This is a genomic window from Chitinophaga sp. (assembly GCF_035761305.1).
Lineage (GTDB): Bacteria > Bacteroidota > Bacteroidia > Chitinophagales > Chitinophagaceae > Chitinophaga.
This window is the reverse complement of the sequence record NZ_DASTRI010000244.1, coordinates 1-17,692: the sequence shown is the minus strand read 5'-3', so window position 1 is coordinate 17,692 and position 17,692 is coordinate 1. Positions and strand designations below refer to the sequence as shown.

The window sequence follows — 17,692 nt, the reverse complement described above, 5'->3', positions numbered from 1 at the left end:
CCAATGCAGTAATTAAATATATGATCAATGTTGCGGGCTGCCATTCACTGCTGTTGCAGTGAGCACATGCGGCGTTCTTGTTCCGGGGCGTACCTCACCGCCGGGAAATACCAATAGCCCGTTCCATTGCACAAAGGTGGTGGTTACCGGCGCCCATATGCCTGCATTGGGATTGGTAACTGCAGCTGTATCATGGCGGGTGTATATTTTCCCGGTTTGCATCCAGCTGTTTTTTGTAAGGTCATAGGTAAGTATCTCATCAGAAAAACCAGGATGGTGTTCCCGCAACGTGGCTGCCTGCGCCGCATCTTTACCGGAATCGCCGCCAAAAACAACCAGCGCATGGTTATTGCCGGCCCATGCCGGCGTTGGCGCAGCTACCGTTGCTAACGGCATATCTGCGCACTTACGCCAGCCTGTATGAATATTGTAGCTGTAGGCATCTTTTAAATACTCACGCTGCCCGTTCTTTAACGTTGCACCGCTGAACAGGAAAAAATCATGCTGTAAAGCGCCGGCAACGCTCAGCATGCGCGAAGGGCCGGGCCAGGCCGGAAGCGCACGCCAGCGCATAGCGGCAGTATCTTCCAGGTCCAGCATAAAAAAATCGTGCGTGGTTTCAGTGGCATCCGGCGTTCGCAGGCCGCCTGCAACATAAATACAGCTGTCTGCCAGGGCGCCGCACGTATTGGCCAGCGGCGCCGGCAGCGAAGGCAGGGAGGTAATAACAATACGCCCCTGCTGCCAGTTTAACAGGAAAACATCGCTGTAATGGCCCGCAGCATTGCTGCCGCCGATGCATATCAATCCTTTGCCTGTTGAAATGGATGCGCCATATCCCAGTGGGCGGGGCAGCCGGCCGGCTTCTTTCCAGGCTCCATCCGGGTGCTCCAGCACAAATACCCGGTCAGACCAAACTTTTTTTCCGCCGTTCCAGGGCGTGCCGCCATCCGGGAAATTACTGCCGCCGGCAACAATCAATACATTATTTGCAACACCGGCAAACGATCCGGCAAATCCAATACTATCCGGGATGGCAGGCAGCGTATCCCAGTGATACCCCGCCTGCGAAACCGTGTTTCCGCCCATCAAACAACTTTCAGCCATACAGCAGGTTAAGAAAATAAATATGAAATAAAAAGTGTGTTTCATTACTCCATTACTTGTGGTTTACCGCAGTACCCTGTGCAACGGACTGCAGCACTTCTGCAAACTTTATCTCATCCAGGTAACGGCTTATTTCCTGTTCCTGTTGTGCAGAAAGGCTTACCAGCGGTAAACGGCACGGGCCCAGGTTGGTGCCCAGCAGCTTCAAAATAGTTTTTTGCGTGGGAATAGGCCCAAAACGGGAAAGGCAGCGTATCATATTAACGGCATGCAGCTGCATTTGCCGGGCTTCGGGCAGCTTACCTTCACGAAAGTACGCCATCAGCTTAAGATACAGGGGCGCTGCAAAAGTATAGGTGCTGCCAATGGCACCCTGTGCGCCCACTGCCAGCGCAGAAAGCAGCAGCTCGTCATACCCGTACAATATATCATATTTTCCGTTCTTGTAATTCAGGCATGCCTGGTATTCATGCAGGGTAGCTGCGGTGTATTTGATACCAGCCAGGTTGGGTATACGGGTTTCCGCCAGCCGCAGAAACTCCAGCAGGTCTAACGCCACACCAGTCATAACCGGTATGTGATAGTAATAAAAAGGCATGTCCGGCGCAGCCGATGCAATTTCCGCCATGCAATCGACCAGGTTGTTTGCAGATGTAGGTTTGAAGTAGAACGCCGCTACCGCGGATATTGCATCTGCGCCTGCTGCTTTTGCGTGCGCAGCCAGCTTGCGTGCATCTGCTATGGACGGGTGCCCCACATGTACCAGCACCAGGCAGCGTTTGTTCACCGCTTTCACATATGCTTCTGTAATGGCCATCCGCTCCTCAATGGTAAGGTTAGGCCCCTCCCCGTTTGTGCCGCAGATAAAAACGCCTTGCACGCCATCACCGATCAGTTTTTCTACCAGGGCGGGTATAAGGGAAAGATCTACCGAACCATCTTCTTTGAATGTGCTGAATGTAGCAGCTATCAGTCCTTTTATTCTCATTGCTTTGCTATGTTATTTTTTATTTTTTGTTATCCATGCTGCGTTAAATTTTTTCAGCACCAGGCTATAGTTGAAGCCTTTAAAATTTTTAGTATTGGTTTCATACAGGCAGTACACGGTGTTCTGCCTACCCACTGCCATATCGCTGTACCCCGAAGGCCCGCTGTCCAGCACCTGCTGTACCGGCCAGGTTTTACCATCATCATAAGATACCTTTACCGTAAGGTTCCGGCGCGGATGCTTTTCAATATTCCTGCTATCAGGGTTGGCAAATAAAAGCGGTATATGACCGTTATTTTCCAGCGCAGGCAGACTTATAATGCTGGCCATGCAGGTGGGGTCAAACAGCTCATCCTCAAACCATACCGGGCTCCAGCCTGATATGCCGGTGTTACTGATGCTGAACGCTCTTCTTTTAACCGGTGTGGCCGTACGTATGCTAAGCAGCACCCGCCCGTCTGCCAGCTGCACCGGCGTGCTTTCGCTGGGATTGGCAACGGCGGCAGAACTATCTGCTACAATGGCCCCGCGCTGCCATGTTTTACCATGATCATCGCTGTAAATGGTAACCAGGCATGAAGGCCAGTGGCTCCGGTGCGGCGTAAGCCTGCGTGAATTGGCCAGCCATGCAGCAGCCAGCAGCCTTCCGTTCTTTAGCTGAATGCCATGGCCGGGGCCAGGCGCCAGCACCTTCCAGCTATATTCGTTTCTAAACTGGTCATACACCGAAGTAATGTTAACCGGCGTTGCCCAGGTGCGGCCGTCATCTGCCGACCAGGTATAATAACCTTCATTATAATTCTTCTGGTACAGCAAATGGATGGTGCCATTATCATCCACAATAGGCACCGGGTTGCCCGCAGGGTACTCACGGCTGCTGTCAATCACCGTGATCCCGCTCCAGGTTTTACCCTCATCTGTGCTCCTACGCAGGGCCAGGTGCATACCGGCCCAGTCGCTGGCGCTTCCTATCCTGGCTTCACAAAAAGCAAGCAGGGTATTTTGCTTTGTTATTACCAGCGCAGGTATGCGCATGGAGGTATAAATGCCGCCCGGTTCATACACCACATGGCTTTCAACTGCCTGCCCGGCGGTGGTGTGTTTGCTGCTGCTGCAGGATTGTGTTACCACACCTGCAGCCAGCAGCAGAAAGAAAAGATTTCTGTACGTCATTATTTTTCCTTGGGTTTAGTAGCCGTCCGTTTGTTCAATGTTCGGGTTGTTTGCCATTACCGTGCTGTTAACAGGCCAGAACAGCGGCGTGCTTTTACCGGCCAGGTTGGGTACATACGTATATACATCAATGGTACCTCCTTTATGGAAACGCACCAGGTCGAACCAGCGTTTGTTTTCAAAATAAAGCTCGCGGCCGCGTTCATCCAGTATTTCCCTTTCCACGGCAGCTTTGGTCATAGCGCCTGCATAGTCGCCGGTGCCGGCCCTTGCACGCACATAGTTCAGGTATTTGGTTGCATTGGCAACATCATTCAGCGCTGCATAGGCTTCGGCCTTCATTAAATACACATCTGCGAGTCTGTAAAGAATAAGGTCATTATCCGGGATCCTGTCATCAGAATACTTGGTACCGGGGTATTTGGTGATCCACGATACTTTAGGGCCGGAGGTTTGCCTTTCCAATATCCAGGTAAACGGAATGCGTTTATCCGCATTGTTGGTGAACAACGATTTAGACAAAGGGCTTATCTGGTAAGCGCCCTGGCCATTGCCCGAAGATACGGCATAAGGAATTGAGTCGAGATTAAGCGCTCCCTGGATGATAGACAGGAAGGGCAGCGCATTCTTTGCATAGTTGCCCGACGGTGTTTCATCCCGCTGGTAGTAGGCAGCCATCAGCACTTCTTTGTTGGAGGATGCCCTTACGCCTGTTACATTTCCAAAATTTTCGTTCAGGCTTAACCCGGTGGTTTCTATACTGCCAATAGCAGTAATGGCAGCCTGCAGGTCGGCATCGCCGCCACCCAGCACTTTGGCGCTCCACAAAAGCGCATCGGCCTTTAATGCCAGCGCAGATCCATATGCAAAGCGGTATTTGGAAGGATAGCTGGTGGGGGAAAAGCTGGCCATACCGGTAAAATTCTGTATGGCAGAATCCAGGTCGGCCTGTATCTGCTTCATTACATCCTTTGCAGGAGAGCGGGGCAGCTGCGGCACGTTTTCATCCACCACAGGATCCAGCATAATGGGCGCATCGCCAATTACCCTTACCAGGTGAAAATAAAAGTACGCGCGTAAAGCATAGGTTTCGCCCACTATCTTTTTACGCAGGTCAGGATTAGTGCTGAAGGAAAAACCTTTTATTTTATCCAGCAGCAAATTGCAATGGCCTATGCCGCGGTACCATTCAGCGTAGTTTACCGCCCCGGATGAAGGCGATAAGGTGTGCGACCAGGCAACAGTAAACCGTGAGTTGGAAGCAGAGATAAGCTCCTCCCCTCTTTCCATGCCATAAGTTACGTTATTAGCCAGGCTGCGCAGCACAGTGTAAATGCCTGCTACGTTAGGTTCAAAGTCGCTTTCATTTTTAAAGAACACCTGTTCCGTAATATCGGACTGCGGCGTTACTTCCAATATATCCGTACACCCTATTACCAGGAATACCGGAATCAGCACTGTTAATATATTTAAGCATATTTTTTTCATAAAAGCCGTGTTTACTCAATCTAAAAAAATCAGAATCGCAGGTTTGCGCCCAGTGAAAACTGCCGCGGACGCGGATAGCCGCCGGGATCAAAGCCGCTGTATATTTCAGGGTTCAGCCCTTTATAAGCAGTGATATAGCCGATATTATACACGCTTGCAAAAACATTCAGGCTGCTGGCTTTGAACTTATTGAGCATGCTAACCGGGAAATCATATGACAGCGTGATCTCGCGCAGGGCCAGGAAATCGCCTTTCTGGTACATTACAGACACATCTGACCCGTAGCCCTGGTTATTGCCCAGCGTAGCGCTGCGCAGGTAGTTGCGCTGCCCGAAGTCATAATCCGCAAAAGAGAAGCGCGCATATTTTTTACCAACATCACCCGACTGTTTCCATATATCCGGTCCCAGTGCTTCTGCGGGGGCGCCTTCATTAAATGCCCTGCCCTGGCCAAGGGAACGTGCCAGCGCGCCGTTGCTGATAATGTGGCCCATGGCATAATCTGCCGTGATCCTTAAAGAGAGCCTTTTGTAGGTGAATGTATTCTGAATACCGCCTATCTTATCGGGGTTGCGGTAGCCCATAAATACCTGGTCTTTGGTGTCTATTACACCGTCGTTATTAACATCGTCAAAAATAAAATCCCCGGCCCGCTTGCCTACAAGAATACCCTGCGGAGAGGCCTTGGTGTCTTTAATGCGCGCGTTCCATGCTGCAGCTTCTTCATCCGTGGCAAATACCCCCAGCACATTATAAGCCCATATGCCGTATGGCCGTTCGCCTTCTGCGAAGCCACCGGCTTCTATTTCCTTACCACTGGCTTTATCAAAAATAATATCGCCGCCCTGTCGGTTCTTGTCGCGCCCGTTTTCCGGCAATTGGGTAATCATTGTTCTGTTGAATGCAAATGAGAAATTCGCATTCCAGGCAAAGGCCCCCGAACGGATAACGGTGCCGCCGATGGCTATTTCAACACCACGGTTGCGTAATGCGCCGTTGTTATAGGTGATGGTGGTAAAAGGCGCTTCTGAAGGCAGCGGTTTGGAAGTAAGACGGTCTTTGGTAAGCTTGTTATAATAATCAACAGAAAGATTAAGCCGGTTATTGAAGAAAGATGCGTCCACGGCCAGGTCGGTAGTAACGGTTGACTCCCAGCGCAGGTTAACGTTGGATAACCCCGACCGCAAAATGCCGGAATACATGGCATAGCTAACGGATGAATATTCTCCGTAAGTATCTGCCAGGCTTAAAGTGCTTAACCCTGCAATGCCCCAGCTGCCGCGCAGCTTAAGACCGTTTACAACTTTGCTCTTCCAGAAAGATTCCCGGTCAATGTTCCAGCCGGCGGATATGGAGGGGAACAACGCGTATTTATTTTCCGGTGCAAAGTTGGAGAACCCGTCATAACGCAGGGTGCCGCCCAGCATGTACCTGGTTTTATAATCATAGCTGAACTGCCCGAAGAAGCTGGCTGACCTTGTTTCTCCCAGGTTGGTGGCAAAATCTACCACGTTGCTGAATACAGAACCATTGATCACAGTAGTGGTAGGCTCGTCTATGGTATAGATATAATCGTTGGTAGCACGCTGGGAGCCCATGTCCTTAATGTGGTTGGTATTGCGTGTATAGTTCATGCCCGCCAGCACAGTAACATGATGGTCCTGCTGCACGCTGAAATCATATTGCAATACCTGGTCTACCATCAGCTGCCGTGAGTCGTTGGTGTAGTCGTCTTTCCAGCGCTGCATAGAAGGCTGTATCTCATCCGGGGGTGTGGCTTTTCTCATGAACAGCTCCCGGTAGTCATCCATATAATAAGAAAGCGAAGGTTTATAGTGCAGCCCTTTAATGATTGTCCAGTCGGCGCCTACGCGTGTTACAATACGTTCGGTAGAGGTCCGCATATCATCATATTTCAGCGTGTGAAAACGGTTCCTTACTGTGTATAGCTCACCCGGTGCAGGATTGCCGTCATCCTTAAATATCCTGATAAGCGGGGTAATGCGGATGGCCCGCACCAGGTCGTTCTGGTAAGCATCTACATACTTGGGGATCACGTTCTGGTAGTTGACCATAAAGTCCAGCTTCAGGTTGTCGGCAGCCTGGTAGCCGAAGTTGCCAAGCACATTATAGCGCTTGTACGCGGTGCCTACCAGCACGCCTTTCTGATCGGTATAGCCCATGGAGAAATTATAATCCGCTTTATCCGTACCGCCGCTGAGCGTTACATTATCGGTGTTGCTGATACCGGTTTTCCACAGCATGTCCTGGTAATGGTTATCGGCGTACAGCAGCTTTGTACCGGGATTAATGGGATCGTCCATTGTTTTCCAGCCTTTGGCCAGCAGGTTGTCTACATAGGCCTGGCCTTCCACGTCTACAATGTTATCATACAACGCGGTCAGGTATGTGCTTTTGCCATACTCGCCCGGTTTGGTGAATATGCGGGTACCGGCGGAAAAGCCGCCGTTATTCAGGAGGTTGTCTTTATTAATAGCATCGTCTGTATTGGCAACCGTGGTGCGCGCCAGGCGCAGGTACTGTTCTGCCGACAGGTAATCATAGTCGCGGGCCTGTGTTTCCCAGGTAGTACGGTGGCTGAAGGTAATGCTGGATTTTTGATTAAGCCGGCCCCTTTTTGTTTTAATAACAATAACGCCGTTAGCGCCGCGGGCGCCGTAAATAGCGGTGGAAGCCGCATCTTTCATTACCTGCAGCGATGCAATGTCGTCCGGGTTCACATCATTTATTGACCGGAACACACCGTCTATGATCACCAGCGGATTGTTACCGTCTGATGAACCTACTGCAGCACCGTTATTATTACCTAAACCGGAACCATAAGCATTGGGCTTGGTGCCGCCGCGGATAATAATGTTGGTGGCGCCTATGCCCGGCTGCCCCTGTGTAATGGGAATAGATACACCCGCTACCTTACCCTGCAATGCCTGTACAGGGTTAGGATTGGGATTGTTTTCCAGCTCCGCCACATCCAGCTTGGCAATGGCGGCCGTGTTCTTTTTGGTGGATTGTTCCGTGTAACCCACTACCAATACTTCTCCCAGCTGTGAGGAGGTGGTGGCCAGCACAATATTATGTTCATGCTTATTGTTCACCGGAATTTCTTTTGCGGCATAGTTGATCATCCGGAATAAAAGCGTTGCGCTGCCGGAAGCAATGTTTAAGGTGTAATGGCCGGAGGCATCGGTAACTGTGCCGGATGCAGGCCGGCCTTTTACGGAGATGCTTACTCCTATAAGCGGTTCATTGTTGGCCGAGTCACGGACTGTCCCTGATACCGTGAACGTGTTGGTCTGGCTATAACCTTCCTGTATACCGAACAGGAAAAGGAAGCAGCAGCAAATTCTGAAGAATGTCATTTGCATCTTGTTGAAAAGTTTCAAAATAATTGGCAGCATGCCTGGTAAGGGATGTATGTTTTGTATTAAGGTTCAGGATTTCCGTTCAACATCCAGGGGAGGTTGAACTTGTGGAATTCTATTGACCGGTGGCTGGTGGAATTGTTACCGGTATCTTCGTTCACTTCTATTAAGGCAGCCACATGGTAGTCGGAGGTTTTTATCATACTGGAATAGCCTCCTTTGCCCTGCTGCTGCGCTTCATCTTCTGTAAGCCAATCATAGATACGCCTGCTTATTGGCCAGGTTTGCCCGTCGTCGTAGCTGATGCGCACCCGCATTTTCCCGCGGGTAACGGTGCTGGCCGAGTTCAGGAACACAATGCGGTGCGGCGCATCTGTATTATAGCGAAGAATAGATGCTTCGCACTTGGGATCCAGCAGGGTGTTATCGGATGTAAAGGCAGGAAAGCCGCTCTCAATGGAGCCTGCAGATACCCTTCTTCTTTTGGAAAGCTCCCACTGGCTGCTCACGGGACGGTCGTTCCGCATTAACCGGCCATCCATCAGCTCCACAATGGTGCCTTCATCGGAGCCCGCGGGCGCCAATGCATACTGCCAGGTGGCGCCGTGGTCATCGCTGTAAATGTTACGGCCTTTGGCCGGAATAATGATCCTGCCGGGATGGTTGAACTGTGTAACAATACCAATGCCCGGGCCAACGGCGTCCCAGGTGTAGCCCGGCGGCAGCAGTGCGGCGGTTCTGTCAGCCGGCGTTGACCAGGTAGCGCCCATATCATCGCTATAGCTGGAGTACACCTTTCTTTCGCCCCAGGTATCAACCTGGCTGATGGCAGTGAGCGCACCATCGTTCCATGACATAAACACCCATATACGGCCATTGGTGCCGTAAGAAGGGTCATACACGGAAGTAGGATTGCCCCAGGTGTCATCGCCGGAAGCGGCAATTTCGCCCATGGCGGTCCAGGTGGCGCCGTTGTCAAAAGAGCGCTTGTATACTACATTAATATCCCCCCAGTCGGAATTGTTCCAGCGCCTGCATTCGCAGATGGCTACCAGGGTTCCGTTTTTTGTTTTAACAATGGAGGGAATGCGGAAGGAGTGCTGGCCACTGGGGCCGCCGTCGAAAAGCTTCATATAGCTGTGTGATTGTGCGGCGGCGGTGGCAGCCATTACCGCATTTTTACCTGTTGTGGGTACAGGTTGCAACCGCTGTTCTGCGCCGCTTTTTTTACATGCGGTAAAAAGCAGGCAGGCAACAGCAATGAGTGTGCAGTTTCCCAACGGTGGAATTGCGAATTTCATAACGTAAAGTTTATTAGTAGTTATGTACTACATAATAAATGTAGAAATTGTTTTTAGATTACAGAAATTTTTTTTGCAGAATTTTTCAGGTAATGGAAAAATGCAGGGGGTAAAATGGGCTGTAAACCGGTAGGGTATTGTATTTCAGGGCATTTAAATATGGGAAAATATCCGGCCGCCGTGATAGTGGCTGAAGCAAGGGCGGGCTAATAATGCTGTACCTATTGCAGGCCGCATTAAGGATATTTATAAGCGTGAAAGGTTGAGGAGCAGCAACAGTTCATAAGCAGCGCAGGTTGATTGAACGGCAGCGCCGGCGGCAACCAGGTTAAACATGGCATTAAAAGCATTTATAAAAGGCCGGAAAAATGCGGCGGGGCAAGCAGTCTGCAGGCACTGATAGGTTAATGCGTTATAAGACTCTTATAAAATCCGGAAAAAGACAAGAACGCCGCATCAAAAGCACGGTGTAATCTTCTTTTATATGTTAGTCACAAAAGCAGCGATCTTTCTTCAATTGTCCCTCCACACAATGAAGGCAGCGGTCCGTTCAGGCGCCTCCACGGCCCTTCACGTATTTCAGATACCTCCTGTCCCCTCCCTGAAAGCTGCCGCGCCGGTTAAATCTATTTCTTAAAATTCTTTACCCGGTCAAAGTGCGGTTGCAGGTGGGATAGCATGCCCTCTTTAAATTCTTTTACTGTTCCTTTTCTCAATATTTTTACCAGGTCCTGGTGCGTTACCTTCCCGGAAATAACCTTCTTCTTTTCCAGCTTTATTACAAAGCCGAAAATGGGCAGCAGCAGGTTCTGGAACCGCTTCAGCGTATTGTTGCCGGTCATTTCATACAGCTTGCTGTGAAAGGCGATCTCGTTGTTGATGCGGAAATTATTATTGTCTTTCACTTCACGGGCGGCAATTTCTTCCAGCTCGTCCAGGTCTTTTTCAGTTTTGCGGATGTATAAAAGATCGGCAATGCCCGTTTCCAGCACCAGCCTTAGCTCAAACATGTCCTGCAGCGTGGCTTCGTCCATTATTTCAGGGGTGAGCACCTTTTCAAAGGTGCCTACAATATCAGGGTTGGAAATAACCATGCCTGCTTTTTTCTTTGCCTCTATGATGCCCAGCATCTTAAAGCGGCTTAACGCTTCCCTTACCACGTTGCGGCTTACGCCCAGCGCCGCCGCCAGCTCAAGTTCCGTGGGCAGGGGGTCGCCCGGTTTAAAAGCTTTCTGTGCAAAATACTCCCGCAGGCTCACTTCCACTTGTTCAGCCATGGACCTGGATGAAATTGGCTTAATACCATTAACCATATATGCTTGTTTTGTACTACAAGTAAACAAATATATAAAGAAATTGCCGCTACAATTATATTATATTGGACCTTTGCCGCGCAGGCGCGCTGCCAAAGGCACTGGCAGGGTTGCTGTTTAGGCATAATGTTTGTCAATTTACGGCACACCACTATTTTTATATTAATCCAAAAGTTTCATCATGAAGAACATTGGAAGAACGTTCCCGGTATTAATTGTAACAGTATTGCTAATGGCAAGCTGCGTTTCAAAGAGGAAATACCTCGACTCCCAGGTTGCTTTACGCCTGTCAAAAAACGACAGCGCAACGCTGGCCAACAGGGTCAATAACCTGAAAGCAAACATTGCGGAGCTGGAACAACAGATCCGGGAGCTGAAAGCTGCCAACGAAAAAATTTCACAAAACGCCAGCGCCACGCAAAACCAGTTAAGCAGCAGCCGTGAGGCATATGCCCGCCAGCAGCAAAAGCTGGAGCAGCTGCAGTCGCTGCTCGACCAGCAAAAACAAAAAGCTGCGGAATTGCGGAAAAAAATGACCGACGCCCTGAGCGGGTTTAGCTCAAATGAATTAACCGTTACACAAAAGAACGGGAAGGTATATGTGAGCCTTAGTGAAAACCTGCTGTTCCCTTCCGGCAGCGCGGAGGTGAACACCAAGGGTAAGGAAGCGCTCAGCAAACTGGCAGAGGTGCTGATCGTTAACCCGGATATTTCAGTTGATATTGAAGGCCACACCGATTCTATTCCCATCCGCGGCAAATACCCCGATAACTGGGCGCTTAGCACTGCCCGGGCCACTGCTATTGTAAGAATACTGGTGAATACCTACCATGTAGATCCTACCAAGGTGGTAGCCTCCGGCCATAGCCAGTACGACCCGGTTGAAAGCAACAGCACCCCCGAAGGCAGGGCCAAAAACAGGAGAACGGAGATCATACTTTCTCCCAGGCTGGATGAGTTGTATAAGCTGCTGGGAACGTGACGCATCAGTTTTGCTGCTGGAATTTTAACACTTCATCATTCTCTTTCCTGTGCTTAAGTATATTAACGTAGCGCAGCGCCAGGTGATTGTTATAATTCTCGTATGCCTTTTGCGCCCATTGTATGGCCAGGTCAAGGTCGCCATTTATTTCACAGATAATAGCCATATTGTAACAGGCCCGGCCTGCAACTTTGCTGCTCGCAGCCGCTGTTTCTTTTTTCCATAGTTCAGCGGCGCCCTCCCAGTTGCCTGTTTGCGCCTTGCGTTTCGCAATTTTAAAATTTTCTGTGCCCCTCACATAATAATCTCTTGAAACCCTTATCCAGAATGGGATTAAGCGGCGGGCATATTCCTGGCCGGCCTGGCCGCTAACGGTTTTCAATGCTTCCTGCCGGTTCATAATAGCGCCTGCGGCAGCAACAGGATTTACCCCCTTCCCTGAAAAGGTAATGTTGGTGGCCAGCGGGTATTCATCCAGTATTACCCGCTGTGCAGGATCATATATGCGCCAGCCGGTTTTAACAGTGGTAAGCATATTGGCATGATGCTCAATACCCGGTATATTCCCCAATGGCGTTTTCATAGATATGGGAACAGCAGCATAGCTTACTTTGGAGTCTGTATCAAACAGCTCCAATGCAAATAATGCATCTACCCCCCTTTCCTTACAAATATTGTCTACGTCATCCCAGTCCAGGGGAGCCGGAAACTGCCCGGGCACATTGCTCCTGAGATCAATGCTGTTGAACACCGTAACACTGGAAAAGCGGTTATTCTTGATCAGCTCATCCGCCAGCCCTGTAACGCCTGCATGCGCAGCGCGGATGTCGAGGCTATCCCCTTCTATTGACAGCACTTTGTCTACCACATCCAGCGCCTTATTCTTAGGCTTGATAAGGCTTCTGTTTACAATCCCTACATTTTTGATGTTGCCCGGCATGGTTACCGGTGCGGGATGTAAAACACTTATTGTTACCAGGTTGGTTGAGCGGCAGGCATATAAGCTGATAGTGACCAGCGCGATGGAAAGTATTTTTTTCATAGGTAGTAGTGATTTGCCCAGGTGATGTTGAATTTGTCCCCCATATGCTATCGCATATTCCATGCCAATATAATAAATATAACACATATGTATGATGCCGGGCTTTAAAAACCAAAAAGCCGCTGGCAATCAGCGGCTTCCGGTTTCTTAACACCTATTGATCTATCAACATCTCCTGTTTAATTCCATCCTCCGCCCAGGGCCCGGTAAATATTAACCAGGGCATTCATCTGCTCTTTTTTCGTTTCAATCAATTCAAATTTCGACTCCAACGCATCACGTTGCGTCATCAATACCTCCATATAATCCGCCCTGGACGATTTGAAAAGGTCGTTTGAAATAGTAATGGATTCCGTAAGCGTTTGCACCTGCTTTGATTTCAGATCATAACTTTTTTCAAGGTTGCTGATCTTTGACAGCTGGTTGGCCACTTCGATGTAGGCATTTAAAATAGCGCGTTCGTAATTGTAAACAGCCTGCACCTGCTTTGCATTAGCGCTATAATACGTTGCTTTTATTGCATTTTTATTGATCAGCGGCGCAGTGAGGTCACCGGCCAGCGAATAGATCAGCGATTCGGGCGTGGTTAGCAGGTACGACGGGTTAAATGCCTGGTAACCCAAAGATGCAGATATACCCAGGGAAGGATAAAACCTGGCCTTTGCTACCTTTACATCCAACTTGGCTGCTTCCAGGTCCAGCTCGGCCTGTTTAATATCAGGACGGTTGGCCAGTAACTGGGAGGGAATACCGGCATGAATGGTATCAGGCACCAGGTTGCTGAAAGCCTGGTAGTTCCTTTGAATATGCTGGGGGTACCTGCCCACCAGGAAATTGATCCTGTTCTCCGTTTCCGTAATCTTTTGCTGAATGTCGTACTGAAGGCTCCTGGTGTTGTATACCTCAGCTTCAAATTTACGTACAGCCAGTTCCGTAACCCGGGTAGATTCTTTCTGCAGCTTTACTATTTCCAGCGCATTATTTTGTATCTCAATATTCTTTTTCACGATGTCCAGCTGGTTATCCAGCGCCAGCAGCTCATAATATGAATTGGCAATTTCAGCGATCAGGTTAGTGACCATGAAATTTTTCCCTTCAACGGTTGACAGGTACCGGGTTACGGCTGCTTTTTTTGCATTATGCAGCTTATTCCATATATCCACCTCCCAGGCAGCATAAGCTCCCACCAGGTAGTCCGGCAAAGGTTCGGGCGTTTCTTTGCCCGGCCTGATCTCAAGGTTATGCTCACTGGCGCCTTCGCTGGTGTAGCGGCCTACCTTGTCAACACCTGCTGCGCCTCTTATGCCAACAAGCGGCAGGTACTCGCCTTTACTGGCCCTTATTTCATTACCGGCAATGGTTATTTCCTGTAAGGTGATATTCAGCTCCTGGTTGTTTTTCAACGCCGTGTCAATCAGCGCATCCAGGTATGGGTCCGTAAAGTAGTTCTTCCACTTTACGGTTGCTGTATTAACAGTATCGTGCGAATTGTTATAGCTGGCAGGCACTGTATTGTTGGCTGTTTTTTCAACTACAGCGGGAATTTTACAGGCCGCATAGGCTAACAATATGCCGGCTGCTCCTATACATTTATATATTTTTCCTTTAAACATTGTGATCAATTTCTTCGGTTAGAGGATTCTCTTCTTCATCTTTAATCAGCTTACGTTTTTCAGCCATTTTGCCGAATACGTAGTACAACCCGGGAACGATGATCACTCCGAAGACGGTTCCGAAAAGCATACCCCCTGCAGCAGCAGTACCGATAGTGCGGTTACCAACGGCGCCCGGCCCCGTAGCAAATACCAGGGGAATTAACCCTGCAATAAAGGCGAATGAGGTCATTAATATGGGCCGGAAACGCGTTTTGGCGCCTTCTATTGCTGCATTGAGCACGGTTTCACCGGAACGGTGTTTCTGCACCGCAAACTCTACTATCAACACAGCGTTCTTACCCAGCAAACCAATCAGCATCACCAGCCCTACCTGGGCATAAATATTATTTTCCAGCCCCATTACCTTCAGCATCAGCAACGATCCGAAAACACCCACCGGCAGGGAAAGAATTACTACCAGCGGCAGTAAAAAGCTTTCATACTGCGCGCAAAGGATCATGTACACAAACACCAGGCAAATAAGGAAAATGATAACCGCCTCATTTCCGCGGCCTATTTCATCTTTGGTAATACCGCCCCAGTCTATGTCATATCCCCTGGGCAGCGTTTTGGCCGCTACCTCTTTAATGGCTTCAATCGCTTCGCCGCTGCTGTACCCCGGCGCGGGCGCACCTTTAATGGCCGATGAGGTGTACATGTTATAGCGGGTAATTTCATTGAGCCCGTATATCTTTTCCATCTTCATGAAGTCGGAAAGCGGCACCATCTCGTCGCGGTCATTTTTCACATACAGCTTCAGGATGTCTGCAGGCAATGCCCGGTATTGCGGCCCTGCCTGCACCATTACCTTGTAAAGGCGGCCGTACCGGATAAAGCTGGTTTCGTAGTTACTTCCTATTAATGTAGAAAGGGTTTTCATGGCGTTGGCAATGGTAACGCCTTTTTGCATGGCAATGGCGTTGTCGATCCTCAGCATGTACTGCGGGTAGCTGGCGCTGTAGAAAGAGAATATGGCCGCCAGCTCTTTGCGTTTTCGCAGCGCATTTACAAACTCCCTGTTCACCGCTTCCATTTTCTTATAGTCGCCGCTGCCGGTTTTATCCAGCAGGCGCAGGTCAAAACCGCCTGCCGCGCCATAGCCCGGTACTGCGGGGGGCTGAAAGAATTCAATGGTGGCGCCGGGGATGTCTTTGGCCTTTTCTTCCAGCTCGCGGATAATTTCCGCTGCGGAGTGCTTACGCTCCGACCAGTTTTTCAGGTTAATTAAACAGGTGCCGGAGTTAGAGCCGGTGCCTTCGGTCAGCACCTCATAACCTGCCAGCGCGGAAACAGATTGTATGCCTTCAATATGTTCGGCAATTTTCTGCAGCCGTTCGGATATTTCGTTGGTTCTTTCCAGTGAGGAACCGGGCGGCGCCTGTATAATACCATAAATCATCCCCTGGTCTTCACTGGGAATAAAGCCGGAAGGAACGCTTTTACTTAACAGCCATGTAACAACGCAAAAGGCGATTAATATGGCAAAGGTTACCACCCGGCGGTTCACTATCAGCTTCAGCAAACCGGTATACCTGCCGGTAATCTTCTCAAATCCCCTGTTAAAGCTGTCGAGGAACCTGTTTATGGGCGTTTTCTTTTTCGGCATGCCATGCGTATTCTTTAATATCATGGCGCAAAGCGCAGGCGTAAGCGTAAGCGCTATTATACCGGAAAGCACAATGGAAGTAGCCATGGTAATGGAAAACTGCCGGTAAAATATACCTACAGGGCCCGACATAAATGCTACCGGTATAAACACTGCCGACATCAGGAAGGTAATGGCAATAACAGCGCCGCTGATCTCATGAACCACTTTTTTGGTAGCCTTGTACGGCGAAAGATGCTCCTCTTCCATTTTGGCATGCACTGCTTCAATTACCACTATCGCGTTATCCACCACAATACCGATAGCCAGCACCAGCGCAAACAGCGTAATAAGGTTAAGCGTAAGCCCGAATAGCTGCATGAACAAAAACGACCCTACAAGCGACACCGGCACCGCCAGGGTTGGAATAAGGGTAGAGCGCCAGTCGCCCAGGAACACAAATACCACTATCCCCACCAGTATGAATGCCTCTACCAGCGTATGAATTACCTTTTCAATAGAAGCATCGAGAAACTTGGAAACGTCATAGCTGATCTCATAGTCCATTCCCGGTGGAAACGAGGTGGCCTTGATCTTCTTCAGGGTGGCTTTTACTTCGTCAATTACCTGGCTGGCGTTACTGCCGTAATATTGCTTTAGCACAATAGCCGCCGAAGGCCGGCCGTTCAGGTTGGAATAAATATCGTAGAACAGGCTGCCGAACTCAATATCCGCCACGTCTTTCAGGTAAAGCAGTTCGCCATTGGGATTCGCGCGCAGGATAATATTTTCGTACTCCTCCTTTGTACTGAACCTTCCCGAATATTTCAACACGTATTCAAAAGCCTGCGAACGTTTACCCGAGCTTTCCCCGGTTTTACCGGGAGAGGCCTCCAGGCTTTGTTCGCCCAGCGCCTTCATTACCTCTTCAGCAGAGATCTTATAGGCCAGCATCCGGTCGGGCTTTAGCCATATACGCATGGAATATTCGCGTGTGCCCAATATGCGGGCATTACCCACGCCTTTTAAGCGCCGCAGCTCCGGCAGTATATTAATATCGGCGTAGTTGTACAGGAACCTTTCATCGGTATGCTTATCCTTACTGTAAAGATTAACATACATCAGCATGGCCGGCTGCTCAAGGCTGGTTAACAACCCTTCGCGTATTACCAGCGGCGGCAGCTTGTTCACCACCTTCGCAATGCGGTTCTGAACATTTAACGCAGCCTGTTTGGGATCAGTGCCCAGGTCAAATATGATCTGTATGTTAGCCTCACCGGTATTGGTAGCGTCGGAGGTCATATACTTCATGCCGGGAACGCCGTTAATGGCTCTTTCCAGCGGAATGATAACGGTTCTCACCAGCAGTTCGCCGTTAGCGCCCGGGTATTCGGCCGTAACCTTTACTGTTGGCGGCGATATAGCGGGAAACTGTGTTATGGGAAGCTTTGAGATGCCCAATATCCCCAGGAAGAGGATAAAGAGCGATATAATAATGGAAAGGACGGGCCTTTTAATAAAATTACCGAACATGTAATTACTTTTTGAGTGCTTAGTTATTCAGCTTTCAGTCTTAGATGAGAGATCACTGCTTTGGGTTCCTGGTAAGTGTATGAGATCTGGTCATTATCTCTCACCTTTTGCACTCCTTCCAGCAGTATTTTATCATGTTCAG

At 49.5% G+C, this 17,692-nt stretch carries 11 protein-coding genes; 1 reads left to right on the top strand and 10 read right to left on the bottom strand.

The features are described 5' to 3' along the window. Positions 1-24: 24 nt before the first annotated feature. The 7 genes from VFS25_RS20755 to VFS25_RS20725 form a co-directional block, all read right to left on the bottom strand. Positions 25-1,107, bottom strand: a complete 1,083-nt coding sequence (locus VFS25_RS20755) for a galactose oxidase (protein WP_326464095.1) — start codon at positions 1,105-1,107, stop codon at positions 25-27. A gap of 52 nt (positions 1,108-1,159) precedes the next feature. Then, positions 1,160-2,095 (bottom strand): dihydrodipicolinate synthase family protein, encoded by a 936-nt coding sequence (locus VFS25_RS20750; protein ID WP_326464094.1) that lies wholly within the window; start codon positions 2,093-2,095, stop codon positions 1,160-1,162. Positions 2,096-2,107: 12 nt separating this feature from the next. Continuing rightward, complete coding sequence (locus VFS25_RS20745) at positions 2,108-3,268, bottom strand: sialidase family protein (protein ID WP_326464093.1); 1,161 nt, start codon at positions 3,266-3,268, stop codon at positions 2,108-2,110. Positions 3,269-3,283: 15 nt separating this feature from the next. Further along, entirely contained in the window at positions 3,284-4,756 is a 1,473-nt protein-coding gene (locus VFS25_RS20740; RefSeq protein ID WP_326464092.1) for a RagB/SusD family nutrient uptake outer membrane protein, read from the bottom strand. Between the two features lie 29 nt (positions 4,757-4,785). Next, entirely contained in the window at positions 4,786-8,136 is a 3,351-nt protein-coding gene (locus tag VFS25_RS20735) for a SusC/RagA family TonB-linked outer membrane protein (protein ID WP_326464091.1), read from the bottom strand. Between the two features lie 65 nt (positions 8,137-8,201). Further along, positions 8,202-9,440 carry a sialidase family protein gene (locus VFS25_RS20730; protein WP_326464090.1) on the bottom strand — a complete coding sequence of 413 codons (1,239 nt, stop codon included), beginning with the start codon at positions 9,438-9,440 and terminating at the stop codon, positions 8,202-8,204. Between the two features lie 626 nt (positions 9,441-10,066). Next, positions 10,067-10,717, bottom strand: a complete 651-nt coding sequence (locus VFS25_RS20725) for a FadR/GntR family transcriptional regulator (RefSeq protein WP_326464089.1) — start codon at positions 10,715-10,717, stop codon at positions 10,067-10,069. Between the two features lie 217 nt (positions 10,718-10,934). On the opposite strand from VFS25_RS20725, the gene VFS25_RS20720 reads away from it, so the two are divergent. Then, a complete protein-coding gene (locus VFS25_RS20720; protein ID WP_326464088.1) occupies positions 10,935-11,735 on the top strand; it encodes an OmpA family protein in 801 nt (266 codons plus the stop codon). A gap of 4 nt (positions 11,736-11,739) precedes the next feature. Here VFS25_RS20720 and VFS25_RS20715 read toward each other — a convergent pair whose 3' ends face one another. The 3 genes from VFS25_RS20715 to VFS25_RS20705 all read right to left on the bottom strand — a co-directional run bounded on the left by VFS25_RS20715 (position 11,740) and on the right by VFS25_RS20705 (position 17,550). After that, entirely contained in the window at positions 11,740-12,777 is a 1,038-nt protein-coding gene (locus VFS25_RS20715) for a DUF6340 family protein (protein WP_326464087.1), read from the bottom strand. A gap of 179 nt (positions 12,778-12,956) precedes the next feature. Next, positions 12,957-14,390, bottom strand: coding sequence for a TolC family protein (locus tag VFS25_RS20710; protein ID WP_326464086.1), 1,434 nt, complete (start codon positions 14,388-14,390; stop codon positions 12,957-12,959). Next, on the bottom strand, positions 14,383-17,550 hold the full coding sequence (locus VFS25_RS20705; RefSeq protein WP_326464085.1) for an efflux RND transporter permease subunit: 3,168 nt from the start codon (positions 17,548-17,550) through the stop codon (positions 14,383-14,385). Before VFS25_RS20705 ends, VFS25_RS20710 begins: the two co-directional genes overlap by 8 nt. Positions 17,551-17,692 lie beyond the last annotated feature (142 nt).